This window comes from Enterobacter cloacae complex sp. 2022EL-00788 (assembly GCF_026627565.1).
Lineage (GTDB): Bacteria > Pseudomonadota > Gammaproteobacteria > Enterobacterales > Enterobacteriaceae > Enterobacter > Enterobacter pasteurii.
Genome location: NZ_JAPNMC010000003.1, coordinates 147,075 through 162,804, shown reverse-complemented (window position 1 = coordinate 162,804; position 15,730 = coordinate 147,075). Strand labels below are relative to the sequence as shown.

Genomic DNA, 15,730 nt, shown 5'->3' with positions numbered 1-15,730 from the left:
GGCGTTCCGTCGCGCCAGTTTCTCTCTTCCCCCGCTCTTCGATTGCGCTATAGTGTTTTGACCATTGAAATGGGAGAACACAATGATAAACGTGGAAATGTTATCCACTGGCGACGAAGTGCTGCATGGGCAAATCATTGATACCAATGCCGCCTGGCTCGCCGATCTCTTCTTTGAGCAAGGATTACCGTTAACGCGCCGCAACACGGTGGGCGACAGTCTTGAGTCACTGGTCAACGTTCTGCGCGAGCGCAGCGAGCAGTGCGACGTGCTGATTGTGAACGGCGGGCTGGGTCCCACCAGCGACGATCTTAGCGCGCTGGCCGCCGCCACGGCCAAAGGCGAAGGGCTGGTGCTGCACGAGGCGTGGCTGGCGCAGATGGAGCGCTTTTTCTCCGATCGTGGCCGCGTAATGGCTCCCAGCAACCGCAAACAGGCTGAAATTCCCGCCAGTGCGGAACTGATTGATAACCCGGTCGGCACCGCCTGCGGGTTTGCCGTTCAGCTTAACCGCTGCCTGATGTTCTTCACCCCCGGCGTGCCGTCGGAATTTAAGGTGATGGTCGAGCAGCAGATCCTGCCGCGCCTGCGCGCGCGCTTCACCCTGCCTGAACCGCCGCTGTGCCTGCGCCTGACCACGTTTGGCCGCTCGGAGAGCGATCTGGCCCAGAGCCTCGACGGCCTGCAGCTGCCGCCCGGCGTGTCGATGGGCTATCGCTCCTCCATGCCGATTATCGAACTCAAGCTGACCGGGCCGGCGACGGAAAAAGCCGCCATGCTGGCGCTGTGGCCTGAGGTGCAGCGCGTTGCCGGGGAAAGCCTGATCTTCGAAGGCACGGAAGGGCTGCCGGCGCAGATTGCACGGCATTTGCAGTCTCGCCAGCTGAGCGTGACGCTAAGCGAGCAGTTTACCGGTGGGCTTCTGGCGCTTCAGCTTACCCGCGCGGGTGCGCCGCTGCTGGCCAGCGAAGTGGTGCCGTTCCAGCAGGAGACGCTGGCGCAGACGGCACGCTGGGCGTCCGAGCGCAGAGTGAAGCATTTCGCGGGGCTGGCGCTGTTCGTCGGCGGGCTGGATGACGAATACCTCAACCTTGCCCTGGCGACGCCGGAAGGCACGCACGCCCTGCGCGTGAAGATGAGCATTACCCGCCATAGCCTGGCCGTGCGCCAGGAGGTATGCGCGATGATGGCGCTGAACATGCTGCGCCGCTGGCTGAACGGGAAAGAGGTCGCCAGCGAGCACGGCTGGATCAACGTGGTGGAAACGCTGTTCGTCGAGTAAGCGGTCGCCGGGGCGATGGCCCCGGCAACGGTTACGCCAGCGCTTTTGCAAGCAGGCTAATGGGATGTTCACAGCGCTTGCTGGTGGACATCTCAATCTGCCATTTACAGGTTTCGCAGTCGGTCACCACGATATCCGCGCCGCTTTCTTCAATCTGGCGGAACAGCGGAGCCCCAATCGCCTGTGACGTCTGGTAATTTTCCCGCTTAAAGCCGTAGGTGCCTGCGATGCCGCAGCAGCGGGAATCCAGCACCGTCAGATCCAGCCCCGGGATCAGCCGCAGCAGCTCCAGCGTATAGATTGACCAGCCCATCTTCTCCATATGACACGGGGTGTGATACACCACCTTCAGCGGCAGGTTGCCCAGCGGCAGCGTCTGCCCGCCGTCCAGCCTGCGCCAGAGAAAGCGGGTCGCCAGCTCAATGTGCTCGCGCAGGCAGCTGTTATCCACGTCCAGCAGGTGAGGATATTCATCGCGCAGCGTGAAGGTGCAGGTTGACGACGTCGCCAGCACCGGGATCCCTTTGTCGACGATCGCCTCGCGCAAAGCGGTGACGTTGCTTTTCGCCTGCTTGCGCGCTTTGTCGGTAAAACCGTTGGCAATCAGCGGAACGCCGCAGCACTTCTCCTTGCTCACCAGCTGTACGCCTGTTCCCATGGCGTTCAGCACCTTCAGCAGGTCTTTTCCCAGCTGCGGATGGTTGTAGTTCACGTAGCAGCCGTGGAAGAAGGCGACCTGGTCGGCAAAATGCGCCTGATCTGCCGCCACGGATTTATACCAGCGGCGGAAGGTGCCGTGAGCGTATTTCGGCAGGCTACGGTGATGGTCGATTTTAAGCGTTGCGTCCAGCAGCCTGCGCACCGGTTTTAGCGCGGTGGCGGCATTGACCACCGGCGCGAAAGGCGTGGAGACGCTGCCCATCAGGTCGGTGTGGCTCAGTATCGCGTCGCGCAGCGTCGGCTTTTGCGTGCTGTAGCGCGCCCGGGCGCGCTGGATGATGTCGCCAATCTTCACGTCCGACGGGCAGGCAACTTCGCAGCGTTTGCAGTTGATGCAGTATTTCAGCGCCTCGTCGTACAGCGCCCCGTCCTTCAGGCGCAGACGTTCTCCGTCGGGGCCGGCCTGTTTCGGGCCGGGATAGCGCGGATCCACGCCGCTCACCGGGCAAACCGTGGTGCAGACCGTGCATTTGATACAGCTTTCAAAACGGGTGTCGTTCATCGTGCAGCCTCCCTGCGCTGGATAATCTGCTCCGCAACGTGCAGCGCGGTAACCGCGCAAACGCCGCCGCCGCAGCCCTGCGCCACGGGATCGTATCCGCCCAGAACCGAGCCGATGGCGTAAAGATTTTCAACCGGTTTCCCGTGCAGCTGCGGACGCAGCTGGTCGTCAACGATGACGCCGAACTGCTGCCACGGCTGCGGGGCGAAGAAATCGCTCTGATACCAGTCCGCGCGGGAGCCGCTTTGCCGGACGTCCAGCCCGAGGATCGCCTCACGCACGCCATCCCGGCTGCTCAGCAGACCGTTGCTGAAAAAGCTGCCGCTGGCCAGCACCGTATAGCACGCGCGAAGGGGGATATCGCCGTGGTTGCGGGTCCAGACTTCACCTGCCGCGCCCCCGTTCAGGGTGATTTTCTTCACCTCGTCGCCCGCCATCCACACGCCGCCCTGCGCGACAAACTGGCGCTGCAGCTGGGTATGCAGACGAATGCCGGGCACGGAAGGGGGAAGCGTCGGCAGTAAACCGAGCGTGCAGGGCAGGCGCTCCGAGAGCCAGCGCCAGAGCCGGTTGTCGCTTAAGCCAAAACAGGCGGGCATAAACAGGGCGTCGCAGCTCTCGCCGAGCGGCCGAAGCGCCTCGTACAGGCGCGGCCAGTAACGTTCATTATCCAGCAGGCGGGCGATATTCACCGCACGAAACTCGCTGGGGTTCTCGCGCAGCACGTCGAGTTCGGGAAGGTCAATCTCTGCCGTCTCCGCCTGCACCCCCTGCTGCTTAAGAGACGCGGCGGCCAGGTGCGGCTGGAAATCGAGGAAACCGCCGATCCCAACCACCAGCACGCGTGCCGCCGTGATGGGGGCGACGGGCACCTCTTCCGGACTAAGCCAGGCGGCGCGCAGGGTGCCGAGCGGCGTAACGCGCAGATGATTTTGTTCTGCGTCACCCTGCATGCGGGCGCCGCAGGTGGACAGCAGATGTTCAGCTTCACAGGCAAAGCGGGCCATATTCTCTGCGCCCGTCAGGCGGTAGGGGTGCTCGGGCGGGAGATCCGCAAGCGTCAGCGCGCCCAGTAAATCCAGCGAGCCGGAGGAGAAGTGAAGGGCGCTTTGTCCACGGGTCACGATGGCGCAGCGCAGACCCTGCTGCGTCAGCTTAATGCCGCAGAGCAGGCCCGCCAGCCCGCCGCCGACGATCACGGTATCAAATTTCATGATTTGGCTCCTTCTCCAGGCCGCAAAGCCCCTGATAGACCCAGCGGGTAAACTCGCTTTCGCGCAGGGCATCGCCCCAGGCGACGGGCTGAATGCCTTTCCAGCGCTCGTTTAAAAAATCGCTCAGCTGGGCGAGCGACTGGGTAGAGGTGGTCGCGTGAAAACGTTGCAGCAACCCGGCTGCGCGGCAGGCGCAGAGCTCCCCCTGGCAGGTGCCCATCCCCACGCGCGTGCGGCGGCGTAAGTCGAGCAGGTTGTTCACCGTCAGGTTTTCCACCGCATACTGCACCTCGCCTGCGGTTACGGCTTCGCATTCGCACACCAGGCTGCGGCTCAGCCGCCCTTCACCGAGCCAGGCCGGGGTGCGGTCGCCGTGGCGGTAAATCGCCGAACCGCGAAGCGGCGCGGGAAGGGAAATGATGCTGTGCAGCGTTTTTTCTGTCGACTGCTGCGAGCCAGGCAGGGCCCGTTCTGCCGTGACGCACGGCGTGGTGTTCCCGAGCTTGCGGCAGACCGCGTCGGTGGCCCACTGCGCCATCAGGCGGTAGGTCATCAGCTTACCGCCGGTGATGGTGATAAACCCGTCCATGCCGTCGCGCTCGGCGTGATCGAGCAGCACGATGCCGCGGCTGACGTTGCGCCCGCTCGGGTCGTTATCGCTGGCAACCAGCGGGCGCACCCCGGCATAGGCGCGCAGGATGCGGGTCTGCGCCATCGCCGGGGCCAGCTTTTCCCCTTCGCGCAGCAGAATGTCCACCTCTTCAGCAGTGACGCGGTTAACGTCAATGTCGCTATAGTCGACGTGCGTAGACGTCGTGCCGATGAGCGAAATGGTGTCGCCGGGCACCAGGATGTCGGCGTCGGACGGTTTGCGGCAGCGGTTGATCACATGGTTATTGATGCGGTGATCGAGGATCAGCAGCGAACCCTTTGCCGGGAACATGCGGATGGCTAAATCGGCATATTCTGCGATGCGCTGGCCCCAGATCCCCGCCGCGTTCACCACTACGGCGGCATACAGCTCGCTGTGTTCGTTATACTGCGTATCCAGAACGCGCACCCCGCGCACGGTATTGCCTTCACGAATAAGCCCGGTGACGCTATGCCCGGTCAGAATACGTGCGCCGTGCTCGCGCGCGTCCAGCATATTCGCGGCGGTCAGGCGGAAGGGGTCAACGGTGCCGTCAGGCACTTTTACCGCGCCGAGTAAGGCCGGGTTGACCGACGGTTCAAGACGGCGCGCCAGCGCAGGATCGATTGCCTCCGCGCGGATGCCTGCCGCCGTGCAGGCGGTAATAAAGGTATGCTGAAAGGCGAGGTCATCTTCGGGAAGGGTAATAAAGAGCCCGTCGGTGGGCTCAACGCAGTGGCGGGCGATGCGCCTGAGGATCTGGTTCTCCGCGATGCATTCGCGCGCGGATTCCGCATCGGTAACCGCGTAGCGCGCGCCGCTGTGCAGCAGGCCGTGGTTTCGCCCGGTCGCGCCGGTGGCGATATCGTGGCGTTCCAGAAGCGTGACGCTCAGCCCCCGCAGGGCGCAGTCGCGTGCGATGCCGGCACCCGTCGCGCCACCGCCAATGATAATCACATCGCTGTAGCGTGGATCGTGAATTGTCATTGCCTTTCCTCTATGTTCGTTTTTTAGCATTTAGCCACAGTGATAGTGTGGTTTGTTTGATTTCGAACATAAACGCGCGAAATTCGAAAGTGAAACGTGATTTCATGCGCTTTTTTGCGCATTCTGTCATATTTCTGTAACAATCTGTGCGTTGATTCACAGTAACAATCACCGTGATTTCTTAACATCGCCGCCTCTGTAGCCGGGCGCGTTATGTCCGGTCATTTTTTGAAAGGCCACGGAGGCTGTTATGCTCAGTATCTTTAAACCTGCGCCACATCGGGCGCGACTGCCAGAGGCAGAGATAGACCCTCTCTACCGCCGTCTGCGTTGGCAAATCTTCATGGGGATTTTCTTTGGCTATGCGGCGTACTACCTGGTACGTAAAAACTTCGCGCTCGCCATGCCGTACCTGGTGGAGCAGGGCTTCTCGCGCGGCGATCTGGGTTTCGCGCTGTCGGGGATCTCTATCGCCTACGGTTTTTCGAAATTTATTATGGGGTCCGTGTCGGATCGCTCGAATCCGCGCGTGTTCCTGCCCGCCGGCCTGATCCTGGCGGCAGCGGTGATGCTGTTTATGGGCTTTGTGCCGTGGGCGACGTCCAGCATTGCCGTCATGTTCGTGCTGCTGTTCCTCTGCGGCTGGTTCCAGGGGATGGGGTGGCCGCCGTGCGGACGCACCATGGTGCACTGGTGGTCGCAGAAGGAGCGCGGCGGCATTGTATCGGTCTGGAACTGCGCGCATAACGTCGGGGGAGGGCTTCCTCCGCTGCTGTTCCTGCTGGGGATGGCCTGGTTCAACGACTGGCACGCCGCGCTTTATATGCCAGCCTTCGGGGCAATCCTGGTCGCGCTTATCGCCTTTGCGCTGATGCGCGATACGCCGCAGTCCTGCGGCCTGCCGCCGATTGAAGAGTACAAAAACGACTATCCGGATGATTACAGCGAGAAGCATGAAGAAGAGCTGACGGCAAAGCAGATCTTCATGAAGTACGTCCTGCCCAACAGGCTGCTGTGGTACATCGCGGTGGCAAACGTCTTTGTTTACCTGCTGCGTTACGGCATTCTCGACTGGTCGCCAACCTACCTGAAAGAGGTGAAGCACTTCGCGCTGGATAAATCGTCCTGGGCCTACTTCCTGTATGAATACGCGGGGATCCCGGGGACGCTGATTTGCGGCTGGATGTCGGACAAGGTGTTTAAAGGCAACCGCGGCGCAACGGGCGTGTTCTTTATGACCCTGGTGACCATCGCGACGGTCGTTTACTGGCTCAACCCGCCGGGCAACCCGGGCGTGGACATGGCCTGTATGATCGTCATCGGCTTCCTGATTTACGGCCCGGTAATGCTGATTGGCCTGCACGCGCTGGAGCTGGCGCCGAAGAAGGCGGCAGGAACGGCGGCAGGCTTTACCGGCCTGTTTGGCTATCTGGGCGGTTCCGTGGCGGCAAGTGCTATCGTCGGCTATACCGTTGACTTCTTCGGCTGGGACGGTGGCTTTATGGTGATGATTGGCGGCAGCGTGCTGGCGGTTCTGCTGCTCATCATTGTGATGATTGGTGAAAAACGTCACCACGCCGAAGTGCAGGCGCGTCGTCAATAAGGAGCATGGGCATGAAATTATCTTACTTAACAACCGGCCTGCTGCTGGCCGGTTTAATGACCGGCTCCGCGCTGGCGGCGGATAAAATCGTCATCGCCCACCGCGGCGCCAGCGGCTATCTGCCGGAGCATACGCTGCCGGCGAAAGCGATGGCCTATGCGCAGGGCGCGGATTATCTGGAGCAGGATCTGGTCATGACCAAAGACGACCAGCTGGTCGTCCTGCATGACCACTATCTCGACCGCGTTACGGACGTGGCGGAACGCTTCCCGGACCGCGCCCGCAAAGACGGCCGCTACTACGCCATCGACTTCACGCTGGCGGAGATCCGCTCGCTGAAGTTTACCGAAGGCTTCGAGATTGAGAACGGTAAGAAGGTGCAGGTCTATCCGGGACGCTTCCCGATGGGCAAGTCCGACTTCCGTATTCATACCTTCCAGGAAGAGATTGAGTTTGTTCAGGGGCTGAACCACTCAACCGGGAAAAATATCGGCATCTACCCGGAAATCAAGGCGCCGTGGTTCCACCATCAGGAAGGGAAGGACATTGCCGCGAAAACGCTGGAGGTGCTGAAGCAGTACGGCTACACCAGCAAGCAGGACAAAGCCTATCTCCAGTGTTTTGACGCCGCTGAGCTGAAGCGCATTAAAACCGAGCTGGAGCCGAAGATGGGGATGAACCTCAATCTGGTACAGCTGATTGCTTATACCGACTGGAACGAAACCCAGGAGAAGCAGCCGGACGGGAAGTGGGTGAACTACAGCTACGACTGGATGTTTAAGCCGGGCGCGATGAAGCAGATTGCGCAGTACGCCGACGGTATCGGGCCGGATTACCACATGCTGGTGGCGGAAGGCTCAACGCCGGGCCACGTGAAGCTCACGGCGATGGTGAAGGAGGCGCATGCCAGCAAGATGCAGGTGCATCCGTATACGGTGCGTGCCGACCAGCTGCCGCCGTATGCCACGGACGTGAATCAGCTTTATGAGATATTGTACAACCAGGCAGGCGTGGACGGACTGTTTACGGATTTCCCGGATAAAGCGGTGGAGTTCTTAAAATAGAAAAAGGGCCGCAAGGCCCTTTTTTACATCTCGATCTCAATATCGCCTTTCGCGCGGCAGCAGCAGGGCAAAATTTCCCCTTCACTGATAAAGGCCAGCGGTTCGGTCAGCCAGTCTACCTGACCGGCGACCAGTCGGCAGCGGCAGGAGCCGCAGTAGCCTTCGCGACACTGGTACTCTACCTCCACCTGATGCGCTTCAAGCGCCACCAGCAGAGAAGGGTGCTCTTCCTGGCACAGCACTTCTGTACCCGAAAGGCTCAGCGTTACGCGCGTCATCAGAGCTGGAAGTCGCTCAGATCGTCGGTGTTGACTTCAGAGTCAATCTGACCGACCAGATAGGAGCTCACCTCGACTTCCTGCGGCGCCACCTGCACGTTATCGGACACCAGCCAGGTGTTGATCCACGGAATCGGGTTAGAGCGCGTCTGGAACGGCAGGTCGAGACCAACGGCCTGCATGCGGATGTTGGTGATGTACTCAACGTACTGGCACAGGATGTCTTTATTCAGGCCGATCATGGAGCCGTCGCGGAACAGGTAGTCTGCCCACTCTTTCTCCTGCTGCGCGGCCAGAACGAACAGGTCGTAGCACTCCTGCTTGCACTCTTCAGCAATTTCCGCCATCTCCGGGTCGTCCGTACCGCTGCGCAGCAGGTTCAGCATATGCTGGGTGCCGGTCAGGTGCAGGGCTTCGTCACGGGCGATCAGGCGGATGATTTTGGCGTTGCCTTCCATCAGCTTGCGCTCGGCAAAGGCGAAGGAGCAGGCGAAGCTCACGTAGAAGCGAATTGCTTCCAGCGCGTTGACGCTCATCAGGCACAGGTACAGCTGCTTTTTCAGCGCGCGCAGGTTCACGGTGACGGTTTTGCCGTTCACGTTGTGCGTGCCTTCGCCCAGCAGGTGCCAGTAGCTGGTCATCTCAATCAGCTCGTCGTAGTAGTGCGAAATGCCTTCCGCACGTTTCTGGATCTGCTCGTTGGTAACGATATCGTCAAACACCACCGCCGGATCGTTAACGATGTTGCGGATGATGTGGGTGTAAGAGCGGGAGTGGATCGTCTCGGAGAACGCCCAGGTTTCTACCCAGGTTTCCAGCTCAGGGATGGAGATCAGCGGCAGCAGCGCCACGTTCGGGCTACGGCCCTGAATGGAGTCCAGCAGCGTCTGGTATTTCAGGTTGCTGAGGAAGATGTGCTTTTCGTGATCCGGCAGCGCCTGGAAATCGATACGATCGCGGGAAACGTCAACTTCTTCCGGACGCCAGAAGAAGGAGAGTTGCTTTTCAATCAGCTTTTCGAAGATGTCATATTTTTGCTGATCGTAGCGTGCCACGTTGACCGGCTGGCCGAAGAACATCGGCTCTTTGAGCTGGTCGTTTTTCGTCTGTGAAAAGGTGGTATATGCCATTGCGGTGAGTCCTGTGGTGTTATTTCCCCTCACCCTAACCCTCTCCCCTGAGGGGAGAGGGAAACGTTCGGAGCAATTTTTTCACCCTCGCCCCTGTGGGGAGTGGGCCGGGGTGAGGGGCGTATTATTAGATCTTACATGCGCCGCTTTCGCAGCCATCGTCCTGAATTGACGGCACCAGGTCGTCCTGAGCGTCTTCCGCACCGTCACGGGTGTTGTGATAGTACAGGGTTTTCACGCCAAACTTATAGGCGGTGAGCAGGTCTTTCAGCAGCTGCTGCATCGGAACCTTGCCGGACGGGAAGCGCGTCGGGTCATAGTTGGTATTGGCAGAGATCGACTGGTCGATGAACTTCTGCATGATACCCACCAGCTGCAGGTAGCCGTCGTTGTTTGGCATTTCCCACAGCAGCTCGTAGTTGTTGCCCAGCGTTTCGTAATCCGGCACAACCTGACGCAGCACGCCGTCTTTGGACGCTTTGATGCTGACGTGGCCGCGCGGCGGCTCAATCCCGTTGGTGGCGTTAGAGATCTGCGAGGAGGTCTCGGACGGCATCAGGGCAGAGAGCGTGGAGTTACGCAGGCCGTGAGTCTTGATGGACTCGCGCAGGCCTTCCCAGTCGAGATGCAGCGGCTCGCTGACGATCGCATCCAGGTCTTTTTTGTAGGTGTCGATCGGCAGAATGCCTTTCGCATAGGTGGTTTCGTTGAACCACGGGCACGCGCCTTGCTCTTTCGCCAGCTCGTTGGAGGCTTTCATCAGGTAATACTGAATCGCTTCGAACGTCTGGTGGGTCAGGTTGTTGGCGCTGCCGTCGGAGTAACGCTTGCCGTTTTTCGCCAGCCAGTAGGCGAAGTTAATCACGCCAATACCCAGGGTACGACGGCCCATTGCGCCGCGTTTTGCCGCCGGGATCGGGTAATCCTGGTAGTCCAGCAGGGCGTCGAGGGCACGAACCGCCAGCACGGCCAGCTCTTCCAGCTCGTTCAGGCTCTTAATCGCACCCAGGTTGAACGCAGAGAGCGTACACAGCGCGATTTCGCCGTTTTCGTCGTTCACGTCTTCCAGCGGTTTGGTCGGCAGGGCGATCTCAAGGCACAGGTTAGACTGGCGCACTGGCGCAACGACCGGGTCGAACGGGCTGTGGGTGTTGCAGTGGTCAACGTTCTGGATGTAGATACGGCCGGTAGAGGCACGTTCCTGCATCATCAGGGAGAACAGGTCTACCGCCTTCACGCGCTGCTTGCGGATGCTGTCGTCTTTTTCGTATTTGGTGTACAGACGCTCGAACTCGTCCTGATCGGCGAAGAACGCGTCGTACAGGCCCGGGACGTCAGACGGGCTGAACAGGGTGATGTCCTCGCCTTTCAGCAGGCGGGTGTACATCAGCTTGTTGATCTGTACGCCGTAGTCCATGTGGCGCACGCGGTTGCCTTCCACGCCGCGGTTGTTTTTCAGAACCAGCAGGCTTTCCACTTCCAGGTGCCACATCGGGTAGAACAGGGTTGCTGCACCGCCGCGCACGCCGCCCTGAGAGCAGGATTTCACTGCGGTCTGGAAGTGCTTGTAGAACGGGATACAGCCGGTGTGGAACGCTTCCCCGCCGCGAATCGGGCTGCCCAGCGCGCGGATGCGACCGGCGTTGATGCCGATACCGGCGCGCTGGGAAACGTATTTCACAATGGCGCTGGAGGTGGCGTTAATGGAATCCAGGCTGTCACCGCACTCGATCAGCACGCAGGAGCTGAACTGACGGGTAGGGGTACGCACGCCAGACATGATTGGCGTTGGCAGCGAGATCTTGAACGTCGACACCGCATCGTAGAAACGCTTCACGTAGTCCAGACGGGTTTCGCGTGGATAATTAGAGAACAGGCAGGCGGCCACCAGAATATAGAGGAACTGGGCGCTCTCGTAGATTTCGCCCGTCACACGGTTCTGAACCAGGTATTTACCTTCGAGCTGCTTCACCGCCGCGTAGGAGAAGTTCATGTCGCGCCAGTGATCGATAAACCCGTTCATCTGCTCGAACTCTTCTTCCGTATAGTCTTCCAGCAGATGCGTATCGTATTTGCCCAGCTCAACCATTTTTACCACGTGGTCGTAAAGCTTCGGCGGCTCGAACTGGCCGTAGGCTTTTTTACGCAGGTGGAAGATGGCCAGACGTGCAGCGAGGTACTGATAATCCGGCGCGTCGCGGGAGATCAGATCTGCCGCCGCCTTGATGATGGTTTCGTGGATATCAGACGTTTTGATGCCGTCGTAGAACTGAATATGAGAACGCAGTTCAACCTGGGAGATAGATACGTTGTTCAGTCCTTCTGCTGCCCAGTCGAGAACTCGATGGATTTTGTCCAGATTGATGCGCTCGGTAGTACCGTCGCGCTTTGTCACCAGCAGACTCTGATTCATGTGGGTTTTTACCTGTCCGTGAAATAAAAAAATATCCCCCGCTTATCCACAGATCCGTCTTGTGACTAACTCTGTGGATAAATACTACATATAGGGGTTTTGCGATAAGAAGAACGCTATATGGTGAGTATTCTAGTATCGAATCTTTTCAGCACAAGGGTTGATTTTGAGGTTAAATTGAGGTTGTGAAAGGGTAAAAAAGCCTAAGTCCTCGTACCGTAAGGCCTGGAAGAGATGTCAATATTTCAGAAAAAAAATTCAAAATTTGATCGAGTGCTGATTTCTTCAACGGGAGGTCAGAATTGCGCAACATGATGTCGCGCAATCTTTATAAGAATAACGAATGACGTTAGGCGTTTTTGGCGGTTGTGTGCAACATATAGTTAACATCAACGCCCGGCGCGAGCTTGAATTTATCCGTCAGCGGGTTGTAGTGCAGGCCCGTCATGTGCTGCTCCTTGAGCCACGTCTGGTCAACCCAGCTCAGCAGCTCGGCAGGCTTGATGAATTTCTTCACGTCGTGCGTTCCTTTCGGCACCATGCGCAGGACATACTCTGCACCAACCACGGCCATCAGCCAGGCTTTGCCGTTACGGTTGATGGTGGAGAAGAAGACCTGACCGCCCGGCTTGACCAGTTTCGCACAGGCGCTGACCACCGACTGCGGATCGGGAACGTGCTCCAGCATCTCCATGCAGGTCACGACATCATACTGGTGCGCGTGTTTTGCCGCATGTTCTTCTACGGTCTCCTGTACGTACTCCACCTGCACGCCGGACTCCAGGGCATGAAGACGAGCCACCTGCAGAGGTTCGAAGCCCATGTCCAGACCGGTAACGGTGGCGCCTTCGCGGGCCATGCTTTCCGCCAGGATGCCGCCGCCGCAGCCCACGTCGAGCACTTTCTTACCGAACAGACCGCCGGAACGCTCCGCGATATAGCCCAGACGCAGCGGGTTAATACGATGCAGAGGTTTGAACTCACCTTCGAGATCCCACCAGCGGGACGCCACCGCTTCAAATTTGGCAATCTCTTCGTGGTCAACGTTGTGAGCCACCGGGGATTTTTCGGCATTCATGGGCGCTTTTACTCCTTATTTAGCAAGACAAATGAGTATATCAGGCAATCCCCGTGAATAAAGCGTATAGGTTTACCTGTATCACCGCGGCTGTGTTATAATTTGCGACCTTTGAATCCGGGATACAGTAGAGGGATAGCGGTTAGATGAGCGACCTTGCGAGAGAAATTACACCGGTTAACATCGAGGAAGAGCTGAAAAGCTCCTATCTGGACTATGCGATGTCGGTCATTGTTGGCCGTGCGCTGCCGGACGTCCGCGATGGCCTGAAGCCGGTACACCGTCGCGTACTATACGCCATGAACGTATTGGGCAATGACTGGAATAAAGCCTACAAAAAATCTGCCCGTGTCGTTGGTGACGTAATCGGTAAGTACCATCCCCATGGTGATTCCGCGGTGTACGACACCATTGTCCGTATGGCGCAGCCGTTCTCGCTGCGCTACATGCTGGTAGATGGTCAGGGTAACTTTGGTTCTATCGACGGCGACTCCGCCGCGGCAATGCGTTATACGGAAATCCGTCTGGCGAAGATTGCCCATGAGCTGATGGCCGACCTGGAAAAAGAGACGGTTGATTTCGTTGATAACTACGACGGCACGGAAAAAATTCCTGACGTTATGCCAACGAAGATCCCTAACCTGCTGGTGAACGGTTCGTCCGGTATCGCCGTCGGTATGGCAACCAACATTCCGCCGCACAACATCACGGAAGTGATTAACGGCTGCCTGGCCTATATCGACGATGAAGACATCAGCATTGAAGGGCTGATGGAACACATTCCGGGCCCGGACTTCCCGACGGCGGCAATCATCAACGGTCGTCGTGGTATTGAAGAAGCGTACCGCACCGGTCGCGGCAAGATTTACATCCGTGCCCGCGCCGAAGTGGAAGCGGACGCCAAAACCGGCCGTGAAACCATCATTGTTCACGAGATCCCGTATCAGGTGAACAAAGCGCGTCTGATTGAAAAAATCGCCGAGCTGGTTAAAGAAAAACGTGTTGAAGGTATCAGCGCGCTGCGCGACGAGTCTGATAAAGACGGTATGCGCATCGTGATTGAAATCAAGCGCGACGCGGTGGGTGAAGTTGTGCTGAACAACCTTTACTCCCAGACTCAGCTTCAGGTCTCCTTCGGTATTAACATGGTTGCGCTGCACCATGGTCAGCCGAAAATCATGAACCTGAAAGAGATCCTGAGCGCGTTCGTGCGTCACCGCCGTGAAGTGGTGACGCGCCGTACCATCTTCGAACTGCGCAAAGCGCGTGACCGTGCGCATATCCTTGAAGCACTGGCCGTTGCGCTGGCGAACATCGACCCAATCATCGAGCTGATCCGCCGTGCGCCAACGCCGGCAGAAGCGAAAGCGTCGCTGGTTGCGCGTCCATGGGACCTGGGTAACGTGGCGGCAATGCTGGAACGTGCGGGTGATGACGCCGCGCGTCCAGAGTGGCTGGAACCGGAATTTGGCGTGCGTGACGGGCAGTACTACCTGACCGAGCAGCAGGCTCAGGCGATTCTGGATCTGCGTTTGCAGAAGCTGACCGGTCTTGAGCATGAAAAACTGCTCGACGAGTACAAAGAGCTGCTGGAGCAAATCGCCGAGCTGCTGCACATCCTGGGTAGCGCAGAGCGCCTGATGGAAGTGATCCGCGAAGAGCTGGAGCTGGTGCGCGATCAGTTCGGCGACGAGCGCCGTACCGAAATCACGGCCAACAGCTCTGATATCAACATTGAAGATCTGATTAACCGCGAAGACGTGGTGGTTACCCTGTCTCACCAGGGCTATGTGAAGTATCAGCCGTTGACCGACTACGAAGCACAGCGTCGTGGCGGTAAAGGCAAATCAGCGGCGCGTATTAAAGAAGAAGACTTCATTGACCGTCTGCTGGTGGCGAACACCCACGACACGATCCTCTGCTTCTCAAGCCGTGGTCGTCTGTACTGGATGAAAGTCTATCAGCTGCCGGAAGCGAGCCGTGGAGCGCGTGGTCGTCCAATCGTTAACCTGCTGCCGCTGGAAGCGAACGAACGTATCACCGCCATCCTGCCGGTACGCGAGTACGAAGAGGGCGTGAACGTCTTTATGGCCACCGCCAGCGGTACCGTGAAGAAAACCGCGCTCACCGAGTTCAGCCGTCCGCGCTCTGCCGGTATTATTGCGGTGAACCTGAACGAAGGCGACGAGCTAATCGGTGTCGATCTGACTTCCGGTTCCGATGAAGTGATGCTGTTCTCTGCGGCCGGTAAAGTGGTGCGCTTCAAGGAGAACGCCGTGCGCGCAATGGGTCGTACCGCGACCGGCGTGCGTGGTATCAAGCTGGCGGGTGAAGACGCCGTTGTGTCCCTGATCGTTCCACGTGGCGAAGGCGCAATCCTCACCGTCACCCAGAACGGCTACGGTAAACGCACGGCGGAAAGCGAATATCCGACCAAATCACGCGGCACGCAGGGCGTTATCTCCATCAAAGTGACCGAGCGCAACGGTTCCGTTGTGGGCGCGGTGCAGGTGGACGACGCGGACCAGATCATGATGATCACCGATGCCGGTACGCTGGTGCGTACCCGCGTCTCCGAGATCAGCGTGGTGGGTCGTAACACCCAGGGCGTGATCCTCATCCGTACTGCGGAAGATGAAAACGTTGTGGGTCTGCAACGCGTTGCCGAGCCGGTGGATGACGAAGAGCTCGACTCAATCGACGGAAGCGTCGCGGAAGGTGATGATGAAATCGCACCGGAAGCGGACACCGATGATGAACCAGCAGATGATGCTGACGAGTAACGTCTCCTGACGCGTAAAGGGCCGGTTTCCGGCCCTTTTGTTTTG

Annotated in this window: 11 protein-coding genes; 4 read left to right on the top strand and 7 right to left on the bottom strand. The window is 58.8% G+C overall.

The window, feature by feature from the left end; genetic code table 11:
- Positions 1-82 precede the first annotated feature (82 nt).
- Positions 83-1,282, top strand: a complete 1,200-nt coding sequence (locus OWK27_RS05535; RefSeq protein WP_242172060.1) for a nicotinamide mononucleotide deamidase-related protein YfaY — start codon at positions 83-85, stop codon at positions 1,280-1,282.
- 31 nt (positions 1,283-1,313) lie between these two features.
- Here OWK27_RS05535 and glpC read toward each other — a convergent pair whose 3' ends face one another.
- From glpC to glpA, 3 genes are read right to left on the bottom strand one after another with little or no spacing between them, the layout of a single operon-like run.
- Positions 1,314-2,504, bottom strand: a complete 1,191-nt coding sequence (gene glpC, locus OWK27_RS05530; RefSeq protein WP_267589992.1) for an anaerobic glycerol-3-phosphate dehydrogenase subunit GlpC — start codon at positions 2,502-2,504, stop codon at positions 1,314-1,316.
- Positions 2,501-3,718 carry a glycerol-3-phosphate dehydrogenase subunit GlpB gene (glpB, locus tag OWK27_RS05525; protein WP_267589991.1) on the bottom strand — a complete coding sequence of 406 codons (1,218 nt, stop codon included), beginning with the start codon at positions 3,716-3,718 and terminating at the stop codon, positions 2,501-2,503. The genes glpC and glpB overlap by 4 nt, the downstream gene beginning before the upstream one ends.
- Entirely contained in the window at positions 3,708-5,336 is a 1,629-nt protein-coding gene (gene glpA / locus OWK27_RS05520; protein ID WP_267589990.1) for an anaerobic glycerol-3-phosphate dehydrogenase subunit A, read from the bottom strand. The genes glpB and glpA overlap by 11 nt, the downstream gene beginning before the upstream one ends.
- Positions 5,337-5,586: 250 nt before the next feature.
- Here glpA and glpT point away from each other — a divergent pair, with 250 nt between their 5' ends.
- Both glpT and glpQ read left to right on the top strand, forming a co-directional pair.
- Complete coding sequence (gene glpT, locus OWK27_RS05515) at positions 5,587-6,939, top strand: glycerol-3-phosphate transporter (protein ID WP_176609861.1); 1,353 nt, start codon at positions 5,587-5,589, stop codon at positions 6,937-6,939.
- Between the two features lie 11 nt (positions 6,940-6,950).
- The gene (glpQ, locus tag OWK27_RS05510) at positions 6,951-8,003 is read left to right on the top strand and encodes a glycerophosphodiester phosphodiesterase (RefSeq protein ID WP_242172065.1); all 1,053 of its coding nucleotides are present in this window, start codon (positions 6,951-6,953) and stop codon (positions 8,001-8,003) included.
- A 23-nt stretch (positions 8,004-8,026) separates the two neighbouring features.
- Here the strand turns inward: glpQ and yfaE are convergent, their stop codons facing one another.
- From yfaE to ubiG, 4 genes are all read right to left on the bottom strand, one after another.
- Complete coding sequence (gene yfaE, locus OWK27_RS05505) at positions 8,027-8,281, bottom strand: class I ribonucleotide reductase maintenance protein YfaE (protein ID WP_010433414.1); 255 nt, start codon at positions 8,279-8,281, stop codon at positions 8,027-8,029.
- Positions 8,281-9,411 carry a class Ia ribonucleoside-diphosphate reductase subunit beta gene (gene nrdB, locus OWK27_RS05500; protein ID WP_047346599.1) on the bottom strand — a complete coding sequence of 377 codons (1,131 nt, stop codon included), beginning with the start codon at positions 9,409-9,411 and terminating at the stop codon, positions 8,281-8,283. The genes yfaE and nrdB overlap by 1 nt, the downstream gene beginning before the upstream one ends.
- A 127-nt stretch (positions 9,412-9,538) precedes the next feature.
- On the bottom strand, positions 9,539-11,824 hold the full coding sequence (gene nrdA, locus OWK27_RS05495) for a class 1a ribonucleoside-diphosphate reductase subunit alpha (RefSeq protein ID WP_176609863.1): 2,286 nt from the start codon (positions 11,822-11,824) through the stop codon (positions 9,539-9,541).
- A gap of 349 nt (positions 11,825-12,173) precedes the next feature.
- Positions 12,174-12,902, bottom strand: coding sequence for a bifunctional 2-polyprenyl-6-hydroxyphenol methylase/3-demethylubiquinol 3-O-methyltransferase UbiG (gene ubiG / locus OWK27_RS05490; RefSeq protein WP_148419892.1), 729 nt, complete (start codon positions 12,900-12,902; stop codon positions 12,174-12,176).
- Between the two features lie 146 nt (positions 12,903-13,048).
- On the opposite strand from ubiG, the gene gyrA reads away from it, so the two are divergent.
- Entirely contained in the window at positions 13,049-15,685 is a 2,637-nt protein-coding gene (gyrA, locus tag OWK27_RS05485) for a DNA topoisomerase (ATP-hydrolyzing) subunit A (protein WP_148419891.1), read from the top strand.
- Positions 15,686-15,730 lie beyond the last annotated feature (45 nt).